14 protein-coding genes are annotated in these 15,558 nt (G+C 74.2%); 5 read left to right on the forward strand and 9 right to left on the reverse strand.

Annotated features, from left to right (window positions below):
* Positions 1-111: 111 nt before the first annotated feature.
* The 5 genes from I4I82_RS09330 to I4I82_RS09350 form a co-directional block, all read right to left on the reverse strand.
* Positions 112-504, reverse strand: coding sequence for a cytidine deaminase (locus I4I82_RS09330; RefSeq protein WP_218589540.1), 393 nt, complete (start codon positions 502-504; stop codon positions 112-114).
* A complete protein-coding gene (locus tag I4I82_RS09335; RefSeq protein WP_218589539.1) occupies positions 497-1,765 on the reverse strand; it encodes an ABC transporter permease in 1,269 nt (422 codons plus the stop codon). The genes I4I82_RS09330 and I4I82_RS09335 overlap by 8 nt, the downstream gene beginning before the upstream one ends.
* Complete coding sequence (locus tag I4I82_RS09340) at positions 1,762-2,853, reverse strand: ABC transporter permease (RefSeq protein WP_225920560.1); 1,092 nt, start codon at positions 2,851-2,853, stop codon at positions 1,762-1,764. Before I4I82_RS09340 ends, I4I82_RS09335 begins: the two co-directional genes overlap by 4 nt.
* Positions 2,850-4,364 carry an ABC transporter ATP-binding protein gene (locus tag I4I82_RS09345; RefSeq protein ID WP_218589538.1) on the reverse strand — a complete coding sequence of 505 codons (1,515 nt, stop codon included), beginning with the start codon at positions 4,362-4,364 and terminating at the stop codon, positions 2,850-2,852. The genes I4I82_RS09340 and I4I82_RS09345 overlap by 4 nt, the downstream gene beginning before the upstream one ends.
* 131 nt (positions 4,365-4,495) lie before the next feature.
* Positions 4,496-5,626: a BMP family lipoprotein gene (locus tag I4I82_RS09350; protein WP_218589537.1), complete on the reverse strand. Its 1,131-nt coding sequence runs from the start codon at positions 5,624-5,626 to the stop codon at positions 4,496-4,498.
* A 241-nt stretch (positions 5,627-5,867) separates the two neighbouring features.
* On the opposite strand from I4I82_RS09350, the gene I4I82_RS34750 reads away from it, so the two are divergent.
* On the forward strand, positions 5,868-6,443 hold the full coding sequence (locus I4I82_RS34750) for a hypothetical protein (protein ID WP_218589536.1): 576 nt from the start codon (positions 5,868-5,870) through the stop codon (positions 6,441-6,443).
* Between the two features lie 138 nt (positions 6,444-6,581).
* On the opposite strand, the gene yhjD is transcribed toward I4I82_RS34750, so the two are convergent.
* Positions 6,582-7,676: an inner membrane protein YhjD gene (gene yhjD, locus I4I82_RS09360; RefSeq protein ID WP_226369963.1), complete on the reverse strand. Its 1,095-nt coding sequence runs from the start codon at positions 7,674-7,676 to the stop codon at positions 6,582-6,584.
* 26 nt (positions 7,677-7,702) lie between these two features.
* Complete coding sequence (gene trpS / locus I4I82_RS09365) at positions 7,703-8,722, reverse strand: tryptophan--tRNA ligase (protein ID WP_218589535.1); 1,020 nt, start codon at positions 8,720-8,722, stop codon at positions 7,703-7,705.
* 132 nt (positions 8,723-8,854) lie between these two features.
* Here trpS and I4I82_RS09370 point away from each other — a divergent pair, with 132 nt between their 5' ends.
* The 4 genes from I4I82_RS09370 to I4I82_RS09385 all read left to right on the forward strand — a co-directional run bounded on the left by I4I82_RS09370 (position 8,855) and on the right by I4I82_RS09385 (position 12,625).
* Positions 8,855-9,250: a YciI family protein gene (locus I4I82_RS09370; protein WP_225921294.1), complete on the forward strand. Its 396-nt coding sequence runs from the start codon at positions 8,855-8,857 to the stop codon at positions 9,248-9,250.
* Positions 9,247-10,443, forward strand: coding sequence for an RNA polymerase sigma factor (locus I4I82_RS09375; protein WP_218589533.1), 1,197 nt, complete (start codon positions 9,247-9,249; stop codon positions 10,441-10,443). The genes I4I82_RS09370 and I4I82_RS09375 overlap by 4 nt, the downstream gene beginning before the upstream one ends.
* 76 nt (positions 10,444-10,519) lie before the next feature.
* Positions 10,520-11,155, forward strand: coding sequence for a DUF998 domain-containing protein (locus tag I4I82_RS09380; protein WP_218589532.1), 636 nt, complete (start codon positions 10,520-10,522; stop codon positions 11,153-11,155).
* Between the two features lie 30 nt (positions 11,156-11,185).
* Positions 11,186-12,625 carry a carotenoid oxygenase family protein gene (locus I4I82_RS09385; RefSeq protein ID WP_218589531.1) on the forward strand — a complete coding sequence of 480 codons (1,440 nt, stop codon included), beginning with the start codon at positions 11,186-11,188 and terminating at the stop codon, positions 12,623-12,625.
* 39 nt (positions 12,626-12,664) lie between these two features.
* Here I4I82_RS09385 and I4I82_RS09390 read toward each other — a convergent pair whose 3' ends face one another.
* Entirely contained in the window at positions 12,665-12,835 is a 171-nt protein-coding gene (locus I4I82_RS09390; protein WP_218589530.1) for a hypothetical protein, read from the reverse strand.
* Positions 12,836-12,900: 65 nt separating this feature from the next.
* Entirely contained in the window at positions 12,901-15,492 is a 2,592-nt protein-coding gene (locus I4I82_RS09395) for a bifunctional FO biosynthesis protein CofGH (RefSeq protein WP_218589529.1), read from the reverse strand.
* Positions 15,493-15,558: the final 66 nt, after the last annotated feature.

Here is a 15,558-nt window from a genome sequence, read left to right on the forward strand (position 1 = left end):
GTCCCGACCGTAGCGCCGCACGACCGGCGCGCCGTCACAGCCCGACTCACCCGCGACGAGAGCCCGACTCGCCCGCCACCGGACCCCGACTCGCGGGTCCGGGGAAGGCGCTCAGGTCGGCAGGTGCTCCGGCCCGAAGGCGTCGGGCAGGATCTCGCTCAGCGGCAGGATCCCGCGCGGCGTGTCGAGCAGGCAGTCGGGACCGCCGAACTCGTAGAGCACCTGTCGGCACCGCCCGCACGGCATGAGCAGCTCGCCCGTGCCCGACCGGCAGGCCACCGCGACGAAGCGGCCGCCGCCGGTGAGCCGGAGCTGGCCGACCATCGTGCACTCCGCGCACAGCCCGAGGCCGTAGGAGGCGTTCTCGACGTTGCAGCCGCTCACGACGCGCCCGTCGTCGCACAGCGCCGCGGCGCCGACGTCGAGGTGCGAGTACGGCGCGTACGCCGATCCGGCCGCCTCGACGGCGGCCGTGCGCAGCCCCTGCCAGTCGGGATCAGTCACCCTCGCCCCTCCGGTACTCGAGGCCGATCGCCGCCGGCGGGCGCAGCCGTTGCGACGCCGCGGCCAGCACCAGCAGCGTCACGATCTGCGGAGCGTAGGACGCGAACTCGCGCGGCACGGTCTCGGTCGAGAAGTACACCGCGTACACCGCAGCCCCCGCGAGGAGCGCGGTCAGCGCGGTCTGCCAGCGCCGCCGCACGGCCCACAGGACCGCGAGTCCGACGGCGAGGATCGACGCTCCGTACAGCAGCGCGTGCACGGCCTCGCCGCCCGCGCGCAGCTGCACGCCGTCGACGTAGCCGAACAGCGCCGACCCGGCGAGCAGCCCGCCGGGCCGCCAGTTGCCGAAGATCATGGCGGCGAGGCCGATGTAGCCGCGGCCACCCGTCTGGCCCTCCAGGTAGCCGAGCTGCCCGGGGTTGAGCGTCAACGCGGCGCCGCCGATCCCGGCGAGCGCGCCGGAGACGACCAGCGCGACGTACTTGTAGGTGTAGACCTGCACGCCGAGCGACTCCGCGGCCACCGGGTTCTCCCCGCACGAACGCAGCCGCAGCCCGAAGCTGGTGCGCCACAGCAGGAGGTAGCTCGCGGGCACCAGCACGAACCCGAGGACGACGAGCGGGGTCAGCCCGGACAGCAGGCCACCGAGCAGCCCGGAGACGTCGGAGAGCACGACCCGCTGCTCCCGTTCGAGCGCGAGCAGCCCGTCGGCCACCGGCTGCACCGAGAACGTCTCGAACCCCTCGACGCGCGGGCTCTGCCGCGGGTTCTGCGAGACCGGGAAGAACAGCAGCGTCGACAGGTACTTCGTGACGCCCATCCCCAGCAGCGTGATCGCCACGCCGGAGACGATGTGGTTGACGCCGAACGACACCGTGGCGACGGCGTGCAGCAGCCCGCCGAGCGCGCCGAACACCAGCCCGCCGACGACAGCCGCGTACGGGCCCCACTGGTAGCCGGCCCACGCCGCACCCCAGGTCCCGAGGATCATCATGCCCTCGAGCCCGATGTTGATGACGCCCGCGCGCTCGGCCCAGAGCCCGCCCAGCGCGGCGAACAGGATCGGCAGCAGCAGCCGCACGGCGGCCTGCGTGGTGCCGCTGGAGGTCAGCTGGATCTGCCCGGTCAGCGTGGCCGTGACCGACAGCAGCCCGACGCCGATCGCGACGACGATCGCCGAGCGGGCCCAGCCGGGCAGGGCGCTGAACCGGCCGCGGACGGTCGACGCGCTCTTCGCGGTGGTCTGCGTGGCCGTGCTCATGCCACCGGCTCCTTCTGCGGGATGGCGGGGCCGCGCAGCTGCGAGGCCACCCTCCGCTGCTCGGCCGCGAGCTCGTAGCGGCGCACGATCTCGTAGGCGACGACGACCGACAGCACGACCGAGCCCTGCATGATCAGGACGATGTCGCGGGGGACGCCGACGTTGTCGAGCGCGAGCGCCGACTTGTCCAGGAACGCCCACAGGAGCGCGCCGAACGCGATGCCGGCGGGGTTGTTGCGACCCAGCAGCGCGACCGCGAGGCCGGTGAAGCCGTAGCCCTGCGGGGAGGTCAGCGTGTAGGCGAAGTCGCGGCCCAGCACCTCGGGCAGGCCCGCGAGCCCGGCGACCGCGCCCGACAGCACCAGCGCGATGATCACCATCCGCTTGGCGTTGACGCCGCCCGCCGTGGCCGCCGTCGGCGACTCGCCGGACGCCCTGAGCTCGAAGCCGAAGCGGGTGCGGTTGAGCAGGAACCAGTAGCCCAGCCCGAGCGCCGCGGCCACGAACACCATGCCGAAGATCGTGCCCGCGCCGGTCGGGATGCCGGGGAACTGCCCGCTCGGCTCGATCGGGGCCGTCGAGATGTTGTTGCCCTGCAGCACGCCGAACGAGTCGGGCCGGATGAGGAACGCGATCAGGCCGAGCGACACCGCGTTCAGCATGATCGTCGAGATGACCTCGCTGACGCCGCGGTAGGCCTTGAGCAGCGCGGGGATACCGGCCCAGACGGCGCCGACGAGCACGCCCGTCAGGATGATCACCAGCGTGTGCACGACGGGCGGCAGGACGAGCGCCCCGCCGACGATCGCGGCCACGCACGCCGCGAGCCGGTACTGGCCCTCGATGCCGATGTTGAACAGCTTCATCTGGAAGCCGATCGCCGCGGCCAGCGCGACGATGTAGTAGACGGCCGCGCTGTTGACGATGTCGACGGCCGTGGTGCCCTGCCCGACCTGTCCGACCATCGCGCCCAGCGCCGTCAGCGGGGACGCCCCGCTGATGACGAGCGCGACGGCGCACAGCCCGGCCGCGAACAGGATCGCGAGGACGGGCGGCAGGAGGGCCGTGCGGACCCGTGCCACGTTCATGCGGCCGCTCCGTCGGCACCGGTCATGGCGGCTCCCAGCTCCTCGGGCGTGACGGTCGCAGGGTCGGCGTCGGCCACCAGGCGCCCGCGCAGCATCACCTTGATCGTGTCGGACAGGCCGATCAGCTCGTCCAGGTCGGCGCTGATGAGCAGCACCGCGAGCCCGTCGGCGCGGGCCCGGCGCAGCACGTCCCAGATGCCCGCCTGCGCGCCGACGTCGACGCCGCGGGTCGGGTGCGAGGCGATGAGCAGCACCGGCTCGCCCGACAGCTCGCGGCCGACGACGAGCTTCTGCTGGTTGCCGCCCGACAGCGCGGCGGCGGCGACGTCGACACCGGGCGTGCGGACGTCGAACTCCTCGATGATCCGCTGCGTGTCGCGCCGCGCGGCCTCGCGGTCGATCAGGCCGCCGCGCGAGACGGGCGGGCGGCTCTGGTGGCCCAGGATCCGGTTGGCCCACAGCGGTTGCGAGGCGAGCAGGCCGTGCCGGGTGCGGTCCTCCGGCACGTAGCCGACGCCGGCCTCGCGGCGGGCGAGCGTGCCGGCGCGGGTGATGTCGGCGCCGGACAGCGTGATCGTGCCGCCCGCGGCCCGGCGCATTCCCATGATCGTCTCGACGAGCTCGGTCTGCCCGTTGCCCTCGACGCCCGCGATGCCGAGCACCTCGCCCGCGCGCACGACGAGGTCGACGTCGGACAGCAGCGGGCGCCCGCCGTCGTCGGAGTCGAGCGCGAGGCCGCTGACGCGCAGCACCTCGCGGTCGGTGACCGTCGACTCGCCCGTCTGCGGGCTGGGCAGCTCGCTGCCGACCATCATCTCCGCGAGCTTGCGGCTGGTGACCGTCCTCGGGTCGGCCGTGCCGACGCTGGTGCCGCGGCGGATCACCGTGATCGCGTCGGCGATCGCACGCACCTCGTCGAGCTTGTGGGAGATGAACAGGAACGTGAAGCCCTCGGCGCGCATGCCGCGCAGGGTGACGAACAGGTCGTCGACCTCCTGGGGCACGAGCACGGCCGTCGGCTCGTCGAGGATGATCGTGCGCGCCCCGCGGTAGAGGACCTTGACGATCTCGACGCGCTGCCGGTCGGCCACGCCGAGGCGCTCGACGAGCAGGTCGGGGCGGACGTCGAGGCCCACCGTGCGCGCCAGCTCGGTGATCCGGGTGCGCGCCTTCGCGCCGATCCCCAGCTGCGCCTCGGCGCCGAGCAGGATGTTCTCGGCGACGGTCAGGTTGTCGGCGAGCATGAAGTGCTGGTGCACCATGCCGATGCCCGCCCTGATCGCGTCGGCCGGCGAGCGGAACCGCACCTGCTCGCCGTCGACGGTGATCGTGCCCTCGTCGGGCTGCTGGATCCCGTACAGGATCTTCATCAGCGTGGACTTGCCGGCGCCGTTCTCGCCGCACAGCGCGTGCACCTCGCCGCGGCGCACCGCCAGGTGGATGTCGCTGTTGGCGACCACCCCCGGGAAGCGCTTCGTGATCCCGGCCAGCTCGACGGCGTACTCCGTCATGGCTCTTCCTCTCGGACGTACGTCGGGGGGCCGGGGCGATCGGCCCCGGCCCCCCGCGTACGGCGATGATGCCTCACGGACGGAGCCGCCCCGCCCCGGCCGTCAGCGGGCCGGAGCGGGGCGGCGCGGTCTCACGGCGTCGACGGGACCGTGATGTCGCCGTTGACGATCGCCGCCTTGTAGGCGTCCAGGTCCGTGACGAGGTCGTCGACGCCGCCACCGGTGGTGGAGTAGCCGACGCCGTCGACGGACAGGTCGAACGCCGGCGGGATGACCGCGAGGTCACCGGCCGCCACGGCGTTGACGTAGTTGAACACCGCCACGTCGACGCGCTTGAGCATCGAGGTCATGATGACCTCGTTGACCGGCGCGGCCACGGTGTTGTACTGGTCGGAGTCGACGCCGATCGCGAACTTGGGGGCGTCCGGCGTGGTGGCCGCGGCCACCGCCTCGAACACACCCTGACCCGAGCCGCCCGCCGCGTGGTAGACCACGTCGGCGCCGCCGTCGAGCTGGCCGCGGGCCACCTCGGTGCCGCGGGCCGGGTCGTTGAAGCCCGAGAAGTCGCCGGCCGGGGAGATGTAGTCGACGTCGACCTCGACGTCCGGGGCCACCGCCTTGGCGCCCGCGACGTAACCCGCCTCGAAGGCCTGGATCAGCGGGACCTCGACGCCACCGACGAAGCCGATCTGGCAGCTCGTGGTGCGCAGCGCCGCCGCCGCACCGACCAGGAACGAGCCCTGCTCGGCCGCGAACGTCAGGCTGGTGACGTTGGGCAGGTCGACGACGGAGTCGATGATCGCGAACTGGGTGTCGGGGAACTCCGCGGCGATCGTCGTCAACGCCTCGCTGTAGGCGAAGCCGACCGCGATGACGGGGCTGAAGCCGTCGGTGGCGAGCTGGCGCAGTCGTGTGGCGCGGGCGTCCTCGCTCTCACCGTTGGCGGCGGCCAGCTCGCGGGTGTTCTCCCGCACGACGCCGATCTCGCTGATGGCCTGCTCGAGGCCCGCGGCGGCGGAGTCGTTGAAGGACTGGTCGCCACGGCCGCCGACGTCGTAGGCCAGCGCGACGCGCAGCGCGCTCGCGTCGGCGTTCGGGGCGAGCGGGGCGGCGCTGGGGGCGGCGCCACCCGCGGCCGCGGGCGCGGCGTTGCGTGCGCAGGTCTCCTCCTCGCCGCCGCCTGCGGCGGGGGCGGAGCCGGTGTCACGGGCACAGCCCGCGAGGACCAGCGCACTGCTCAGCACGGCGGCTGCCAGTGCCATTCCTCGTCTGTTGCGCACGGAAGGGTGCCTCCTGTTTCGGCCGGTACACCTCGTGGGCCCGGGCTTTCCTGGGAGCGGCGCGACGGTGCGCGCGACGGGGAACCGTAAACCGGTCGGGTGCGCGTTGACCATGGCCGTGACCGAATCGTCGGCTCCGGTGGGTGAGCGAGCCCTGCGCGCGCGGTGATCGCGCCCGTCGCCGTCGAGGTGGGGGCGGTGGGAGGACGTAGAGTCCGCGGCCGTGCGGTGGGTCGCGGCGGTGCTGGTGGTCGTCGTCGGATCGCTGGTGGGCGGACCGGTCACCGCGCACGCCCGCACCGGGTGCGCGGGCCAGGAGGCGCCGCCCGCTCCCCCGTCGGCCGAGGAGCCTGCCGGGCCCCCGGTGGCGGCGCTGCCGGTGCCGGTCGAGCCGGTAGGCGGCCTCGGCGTGTGCGGCGGACCTGCGCATCGACGGCAGCCGCGCCGGCATCGGCCCCGGGGCCGCTACACCGTCCGCCAGCTGCTCGCCGGGATGCTGCTCAACTCCGGCAACGACACGGCGGCGGCGGTGGCCCGCGCGCTGGGCGGGGACGCGGCCACCGTCGCGGAGATGACGGCGACGGCCGCCGCGCTGGCGCCCTGGACACCCGCCCCGCCACCCCGTCCGGCCTCGACGGCCCCGGCGGCGCGTACGACCTGGCCCTGCTGTTCCGGGTGGCGATGCGCGAGCCGCTGTTCACCGACGCCGCGCGCCACACGTTCGTCGGCGCGGCGCAGCGCGACGGGCGGCGGCTGGTGGTGGCGCTGGTGCGCGGCGAGCAGTCCCCGGTGCCGATGACGGCGCAGGCCGCGGCCCTGCTCGACCTCGGCTTCGCGCTGCCCGCGGGCGTCGCACCGATCGGGGTGCTGGTGGACGCGGCACCGTCGCCGTGCCGGTCGCCCTCGCGGCCGGAGCCGCGCTCGTCCACCGCAGGCGCTAGCCCCGGCGCCGCCCCCGCAGCAGGCCGAAGCCGAGCAGGCCGGCCAGCGCACCCGCCCCGACCAGGCCGGCGGCCGTGGCCCCGTCCGGACCGGACCGGACCGTGACCTCGGAGTGGATCACCGCGGGCCCCGGCACCTCGACCGGCTCCTCCTGCTCGTTCTCCCGCGACGTCGCCGCCCAGGCCGTGACGAACAGCATGAAGCGCGAGGTGAAGAACGCGAACACCATCAGGCCGATGAACGGGCCGATGATCTGACCGGTGGGCGAGGCCGTGACCGACGCCAGGTACACCGTCATGACCTGCTTCAGCACCTCGAACCCGACGGCGCCGAGCACGGCGGCCTTGGCCGCGCTGCGCAGCGTCGCGTGCTCGCGGGGCAGCCGGGCGATCACCCAGAGGAAGATCAGCCAGTTGGCGACGAGGCCGAGCACGACGCCCAGCACCCCGAGCAGGAACCGAGCCCAGCCCTCCTCGGCCAGGCCGACGAACTCCAGGACCGTGGACGCGAAGCCGGACGCGATGCCGGTGATCGCGAACGAGCCGACCATGGCGGCGCCCAGGCCGATGAGCGTGAGCAGGTCGAACAGGGTCTTCTTGAGGATCGGCGGGGCGGTCGGCGGCTGCCCCCACTGCTCCGACAGCGCCTCGCGCAGGTTCGACATCCAGCCGATCCCGGTGTAGAGGGCGCCGACCAGGCCGATGATGCCGATCGTGCCGCGGGACTCGATCGCGTTGTCGACGATCGGGTTGATCAGGTCGTCGAGGCCCGCCGGGGCGTTGGCGCTGATCCCGGCCTTGAGCTGGTCGAGCAGGTCGGGCTGCAGGAACAGCACGAACCCGAGCGCGGCCACCGAGACCAGGATCAGCGGGAACAGCGCGAGCACGGAGAAGTAGGTGACGGCCGCGGCGTAGTGGTCGCCGTGCCGGTCGGTGTAGCGGGCACCGGCGCGCACGAGGTGGTCGAGCCACTCGTACTTCGCGCGGTAGCGCTCCAGCATCGTCGGCTTCGCGGGCTCGTCCTTCTCCTCCTCGGCGTCGGCGGCCCGCGCCCGGACGGTGTCCGCGTCCTTGTCGACGACTGCAGTCACGCGTCTCACGTCCTTCTCGTCACGGTTCAGGTCGGGGGGAGGAACCCGATCTTGTCGTGGACGGCCGCCAGTGTCGCGCCGGCGACGTCACGCGCCCGGGTGGCTCCGCGGGCGAGCACCCGGTCGAGCTCGGCCGGGTCGTCCATGTAGCCCTGTACCCGTTTCGCGAGCGGCGCAGTGAAGTCGGCGACGATCTCCGCGAGGTCCTTCTTCAGGTCGCCGTAGCCGCGGCCCGCGTAGTCGGCCTCGAGCTCGGGGATCGTGCGCCCGCTGAACGACGAGTGGATCGTCAGCAGGTTGGCGATGCCCGGCTTCGCGGCGACGTCGTAGCGGATCTCGCGCTCGGCGTCGGTGACGGCGGAGCGGATCTTCTTCGCGCTCACCTTGGGGTCGTCGAGCAGGTTGACGATCCCGGCGGGCGTCGAGGACGACTTGCTCATCTTCGCCGTCGGGTCCTGCAGGTCGTAGATCTTCGCGGTGCCGGCGAGGATGTGCGGTTCGGGCACCGTCAGGACCTTCCCGAAGCGGGAGTTGAACCGCTGCGCGAGGTCGCGGGTGAGCTCGACGTGCTGGCGCTGGTCCTCGCCGACCGGGACGCGGTCGGCGTGGTAGAGCAGGATGTCGGCGGCCTGCAGGATCGGGTAGGTGAACAGCCCGACCGTGGCGCGGTCGGAGCCCTGCTTCGCGGCCTTGTCCTTGAACTGCGTCATCCGGCTCGCCTCGCCGAACCCGGTGAGGCAGCCCAGGATCCAGCCGAGCTGGCTGTGCTCGGGCACGTGGCTCTGCACGAACACGGTGCAGCGGTCGGGGTCGAGCCCGAGCGCGAGGAGCTGCGCGACGCCGTTGCGGGTGCGGTCGGCCAGCGTCGACGGGTCGTGCTCCACGGTGATCGCGTGCAGGTCGGGCACGAAGTAGAACGCGTCGTGGTCGTCCTGCAGGGCCACCCACTGCCGCACGGCGCCGAGGTAGTTGCCGAGGTGGAACGAGTCGGCGGTCGGCTGGATGCCGGACAGCACCCGGGGGCGGCGGTCGGTGGGCGTGCTCATGACGCCATTCTGGCCGGTGGGTCGAACGGGTTCGCCTGCGGGACGATGTCCGGCGCGGGCGCGCGGCTCCGACGTCCCCGGTGAGCGGCGCCGCCGGGTGCCGACACGAGCGGAGGAGCAGCCGTGAAGTACATGATCATGCTCTACGGGTCGCAGCAGGACTACGACGCGATGGCCGGGCGCCCGGGCGGCAAGCCGCCGATGTCCGCCGAGGACGTCGCGGCGATGCACGAGTACATGGGGACCTACCACCAGGCGCTGGTCGACAGCGGCGAGTTCGTCGACGCCCGGGGCCTGTCCGCCCCCGTGCACGCCCGGCGGGTGCAGCTGCGCGACGGCGTGAAGGCCGTGACCGACGGGCCCTACCCGGAGACGCAGGAGGTGCTCGTCGGTTACACGGTCGTCGAGTGCGCGAGCTACGACCGGGCGGTCGAGATCGCGGCCGGGCTCCTGGACCCGGGCGGCGAGGGCGAGTACGTCGACGTCCGCCCGGTCGCCGAGGGCGTCGAGGACCTGGACCGACCGTGACGGACACCGCGCCCGAGGACCTGCTGCGCCGCCTGGCCCCGCCGGTGCTCGGTGCGGTCGTCCGCCGCCACGGGCACTTCGACACCGCCGAGGACGCCGTGCAGGAGGCGCTGCTGGCCGCGTCCCGGCAGTGGCCCGTCGAGGGCCTGCCGGACCACCCGCTCGGCTGGCTCATCACCGTGGCCGGGCGGCGGCTCACCGACCTGCTGCGTGCCGAGCAGGCGCGACGGCGCCGCGAGGAGGCCGACGCGCGGCTCGTCGGGGAGGCGGCACCCGCCCCCGTGCCCGACGCCGACGACACGCTCGTCCTGCTGTTCCTGTGCTGCCACCCCGCGCTCTCCCCCGCGTCGCAGATCGCGCTGACGCTGCGCGCCGTCGGCGGCCTGACCACCGCCGAGATCGCCCGCGCGTTCCTCGTGCCCGAGGCGACGATGGCGCGGCGGATCAGCCGCGCCAAGCGGGGCGTCGCCGACCGGGAGTTCCGGATGCCCGGCGCCGCCGAGCGCGACGAGCGGCTCGCGGCCGTCCTGCACGTGCTCTACCTGGTGTTCAACGAGGGCCACACCGCGACGTCCGGGCCGCACCTGGTGCGCACCGCACTGTCGGCCGAGGCCATCCGCCTGACCCGGGTCGTGCGCCGGCTGCTGCCCCGCGACGGCGAGGTGGCGGGGCTGCTGGCGCTGATGGTGCTCACCGACGCCCGGCGCCCGGCGCGCACCGGCCCCGACGGCGCGGTGGTGCCGATGGCCGAGCAGGACCGCAGCCTCTGGGACGCGGACGCCATCGCCGAGGGCGTCACGCTGATCAGCGAGGCCCTCCCCCGCGGTCGCGTCGGCCCGTACCAGCTCCAGGCGGCGATCGCGGCGGTGCACGGCGAGGCCCCGAGCGCGGAGGCCACCGACTGGCCGCAGATCCGGGCGCTCTACGAGGTCCTGCTGCGGATCACCGACACCCCGGTCGTACGGCTCAACCACGCCGTCGCGGTGAGCATGGTCGACGGCCCCCGCGCCGGGCTCGACCTGATCGCCGGCCTGCCCCTCGACGACGACCACCGCCTGCACGCCGTGCGCGCCCACCTGCTGCAGAGCGCGGGCGACCACGAGGGCGCCCACGCCGCCTACCTCCGGGCCGCGCGCCTGACCACGAGCGTGCCCCAGCAGCGCTACCTGCACGCGCGCGCCGCGCGGCTCTGACGGCGTGTCCGGTCCGGGCCGGCGGCTCCGACGTCTCGGGTGGGCGGTGCCGCCGGGGCGCCGCGGAGGAGCCGTCATGACCACGCAGACCACCGCCGCACCCGCCCGTCCGCTGCTGGTCGCGGGTCTCGCCGCCGGACCGCTGTTCCTGGCGGCGGGGCTGGTCCAGGCCGCCACCCGCGACGGCTTCGACCTGGCCCGCCACCCGCTGAGCCTGCTCGCCGTCGGCGAGGGCGGATGGGTGCAGGCGGCGAACTTCGTCCTGTCGGGCGCGCTGGTCGTCGCCTCGGCGTCGGGCATGCGGCGCGGGCCGGAGGCGGGCACCTGGGGGCCGCGGCTCGTCGCGGTGTTCGGGGCCGGGCTCGTGCTGTCGGGTGTGTTCGTCACCGACGCCGGGGCCGGGTTCCCGGCCGGGGCGCCCGAGGGGGCGCCCGAGATGAGCTGGCACGGGGTGCTGCACGAGATCGGGTTCGGCGTGGCGGTGCTGGGGTGGACCGCGGCGGCCGCCGTGTCCGCCCGGCGGTTCGCCACCCGCGGGCGGTGGGGCGCGGCGGCGGCGACGGTCGGGACGGCGCTGGCCGCGTTCGCGGTGGTCGGGTGGCCGGACCCCGACTCGTTCAGCGTCCGGCTGGTGGTCGCGTCGGCGGTGCAGTTCGGTCTCGTCGCCGGGCTGTCGGCCGATCTGCTGGGTCGCGGGGCGTCCCGCGCGTAGCGTCGGCCGGAGCCCGCCCGAGGAGGAGCCGTGACGACGTTCGTCGCCCGCGAGACCGGCGCCGAGGACAACCCGTACCTGCTCGGCGTCCACGCCCCCGTGCGCGACGAGATCACCGCGGGGGACCTCGAGGTGATCGGGCAGATCCCCCGCGACCTCAACGGCGTGTACCTGCGCAACGGGCCCAACCGCCGCTACGACGCCCCCGGGCGCTACCACTGGTTCGACGGCGACGGCATGGTGCACGCGATGGCGTTCGAGGACGGCACCGCGCGCTACCGCAACCGCTATGTCCGCACGGCGGCGCTCACGGCCGAGGAGGCCGCGGGGCGCGCGCTGTGGAGCGGGGTCATGGAGTCCCCGCGCGGCAACCCGGTGGGCACCGCGCGCGGGCTGCCGTTCAAGGACAGCGCCAACACCGACCTCGTCCACCACGACGGGCGGGTGCTCGCGACCTGGTACCTGTGCGGGCAGCCGATGAGCCTCGACCCGCTGTCACTGGAGACGATCGGCGCCGAGACGTTCCTGGGCACGCTGCGGGGCGACGTCATGGCGCACCCGAAGTCCGACGAGGCCACCGGCGAGCTGATGTGGTTCGACTACGGCGCCCGCGATCCGCTGCTGCGCTACGGCGTCGTCGGCGCGTCGGGCCGGATCGAGCACGAGATCACGATCGACCTGCCCGGCCCCCGGCTGCCGCACGACATGGCGATCACCGAGAACTTCTCGGTCCTCATGGACCTGCCGCTGACCCAGGACGCCGCGGCCGCCCGCGAGGGCCGCTACAAGATCGCGTTCGACCGGGAGACCCCGGCGCGGTTCGCGGTGGTGCCCCGCCGCGGCACCGAGGTGCGCTGGTTCACCGCCGAGCCCTGCTACATCTACCACGTGGTCAACGCGTTCGAGGACGGCGCGACGATCGTCATGGACGTGTGCCGGGTGACCCGGCCGGCACCGGTCCCGACCCGCCCCGGTCCGCTGGGCAAGCTGCTGGGCTACCTGCGCCTCGACGCCCGGCTGCACCGCTACGTCCTCGACCTCACCACCGGCACCACCACCGAGACGCAGCTCGACGACGCCAACACCGAGTTCCCCTCGATCGACGCCCGCCTGACCGGCCGCGCCGCGCGCTACGCCTACAGCGTGCACATCGCCGACACCGAGACCGTGCTGTTCGACGGCCTCCTGCGCCACGACCGCGTCACCGGCGAGCGCCAGGAACACCGCTTCGGGCCGGGCCGCTACGGCAGCGAGGCCCCGTTCGCGCCGCGCGACGGCAGCACCGGCGAGGACGACGGCTACCTCGTGTCGTTCGTGACCGACGAGCGCACCGGGCGCAGCGAGGTGGAGGTCCTCGACGCGAGCGACCTCACGGCCGGGCCGGTGGCCCGGGTGCTGCTGCCCCGGCGGGTGCCCGTCGGCTTCCACGCGACGTGGGTGCGGGCCGACCAGCTGCGCGCGCCCTCGTGAGTGGCAACCGGTGCCAGGGCACCGGTTGCCACTCACGGGTCACTCGTCCTCGGGCGACGGCGACGGCTCCGGCGCGGGCTCGGACCGGTGCACCACGACCGTGCCGTTCTCCAGGTCGATCGGCCCCAGCCGCCACTTCTGGCCGTCGCCGGACTCGCCGCCCTCGTCACTGATCTCCGGACCAGGAAACAGACTCCCGAGAACACCCATGAGCCCACGCTACGCCGGGCGAACGGCACTTCCACCCGGCCCCGTGGGGTGGGAGTGCCGTTCGCTCAGGCCGTGGTGAGGGGCAGCAGGCGCGGGGCCGCGGTGGCCGACGCCTCCAGGCGCGACGGCGAGCCCACGTAGGTCGTGGTGCGCTGGCGCACCGGACGGCCGGCGGCCGTCGCGATCGCCTCCAGCTCGACGACCGTGCGGGCGCTGCCGTTCTCCGAGCCCGCCATCCGGCTGATCGTCTCCTCCATCAGCGTGCCGCCCATGTCGTCGGCGCCGCCGCGCAGGATGTCGGCCGACAGGTCGTCGCCGAGCTTCACCCACGAGCACTGGATGTGGTCGATGCGCCCGTGCAGCGCGAGGCGGGCCACCGCGTGCACGGCGCGGTTGTCGCGCTCGGTGGGCCCGGGCCGGGCGAGGCCCGCCAGGTAGATCGGCGCGTTGTGGTGCACGAACGGCAGCGGCACGAACTCGGTGAACGCCGCCCCGCCCGCCTCGCGCGAGCGGTCCTGCTGCGCGGCGAGCGTGCGCAGGTGCCCGAGCCAGTGCCGGGGCTCGTCGACGTGGCCGTACATCATCGTCGAGCTCGACGGAATGCCCAGGCGGTGCGCGGTGCCCACGACCTCGAGCCACTGCGACGCCGGCAGCTTGCCCTTCGTCAGCACCCAGCGGACCTCGTCGTCGAGGATCTCGGCCGCCGTGCCGGGGATCGAGCCCAGCCCGGCGTCGCGCAGCTCGGTGAGCCACTCCTCGATCGACACGCCCGCCTTCGCCGCCGCCGACACGATCTCCATCGGCGAGAACGCGTGCACGTGCATGTCCGGCACGGCGGCCTTCACGGCGCGCACGAGGTCGGCGTAGAACGTGACGGGCAGCTGGGGGTCGATGCCGCCCTGCACGCAGACCTCGGTGGCGCCGTCGCGGGCCGCCTCCACGGCGCGGGCCGCGACCTCGTCGAGCGAGAGCCGGAACGCGTCGGCGTCGCGCTCGCGCTGCGCGAACGCGCAGAACCGGCACCCGACGTAGCAGACGTTGGAGAAGTTGATGTTGCGGTTGATCACGTAGGTGACCTCGTCGCCCACGACGTCGCGGCGCACGTCGTCGGCGAGGCGGCACAGCTCCTCGAGCGCGGCGCCGTCGGCCAGGACCAGCGCCATCGCGGCGTCGCGGTGGGCCGGGTCGAGCAGCGCGGCCGGGTCGGACGAGGCGAGCGCCAGCCCCGCGCGGACGTCGGAGTCGAGCCGCTCGGGCGCCGCCTGCCGCGACGCCGCCAGCTCCGCCTTGAGCTCGTCCCAGTCGCCGTAGACCGACTCGAAGTCGCCCCGGCGGTCGTCGGTGCGGCCGTCGGTGTCGATGGAGGCGTGCAGGTCGGTGCGGCCGGTGGAGGCGAACCCGCCGTCGGGCTCCTGCCACGGGCGGCCCACGACGACGGCGCTCTCGTCGGCCAGGCCGTCGGGCCCGGCCAGCGCGGCGACGTGCGCGTGCAGCCGCGTGTCGATCCACGGCGAGCCCGCCAGCACGTAGCGCGGGTAGGCCGTGAGCCGCTCGCGCAGCGTGAACCCGGCGGCCTGCGAGCGCGTGGCGAGCTCGTCGATCGCGGGCCAGGGGCGCTCGGGGTTGACGTGGTCGGCGGTGACGGGCGAGACGCCGCCCCAGTCGTCGATGCCCGCGCGCAGCATCAGCGCGAACTCCTCGCCGACGAGGTTGGGCGGGGCCTGCACGCGCATCTTGGGCCCGAGCACGATCCGGGTGACGGCGATGGTGGCGGCGAGGTCGTCGAGGTCGGCGTCGGGGTCGTTCGCCATCGCGGTGTCCGGCTTCGCCCGGAAGTTCTGGACGATCACCTCCTGGACGTGCCCGGCCGCGCGGGCGGCCGACCGGATGGCGAAGATCGACTCCGCGCGCTCGGTGCGGTTCTCCCCGATGCCGATGAGGATGCCCGTGGTGAACGGGACGCCGACGCGCCCGGCGTCGGTGAGCGTGCGCAGCCGGACCGCCGGCTCCTTGTCGGGGCTGCCGTAGTGCGGGCCGCCGGGCTCGCTCCACAGCCGCGTGGCCGTGGTCTCCAGCATCATCCCCATCGAGGGCGCGACGGGCTTGAGCCGCGTGAGCTCCTCCCACGACAGCACGCCCGGGTTGAGGTGCGGCAGCAGTCCGGTCTCCTCGAGCACGGCGATCGCGCAGGCGCGGACGTACTCCAGCGTGGAGCCGTAGCCGCGCTCCTCCAGCCACTCGCGGGCGGCGGGCCAGCGCGCCTCGGGGCGGTCGCCCAGGGTGAACAGCGCCTCCTTGCAGCCGGCCGCCGCGCCCGCGCGGGCGATCTCCAGCACCTCGTCGCGCTCCAGGAACGCGGCGGGCAGCTTGTGCGGGACGGTGGCGAACGTGCAGTAGTGGCAGCGGTCCTGGCACAGCCGCGTGAGCGGGATGAACACCTTGCGCGAGTACGTGACGACGCCCGGGCGGCCCTCGGCGACCAGGCCGGCGTCGCGGATGCGGGAGGCGGCGGCGAGGAGCTCGTCGAGCTGCTCGCCGCGCGCGGCGAGCAGGACCGCGGCCTCGGCGACGTCGAGCACGGCCCCGTCGCGGACCCGCCGCAGCGCACGCCGCAGCGAGGCGTCGGTGGGGACGGGTTCGGGGAGCGTGACGGCCATGAGCAGACAGTAGGTCGCGGTCGGCGTCCGGTCGACCGCCCCTCGACAGCCGCCCGCGCGCGGTGT

Source organism: Pseudonocardia oceani (assembly GCF_019263585.2).
GTDB lineage: Bacteria > Actinomycetota > Actinomycetes > Mycobacteriales > Pseudonocardiaceae > Pseudonocardia > Pseudonocardia oceani.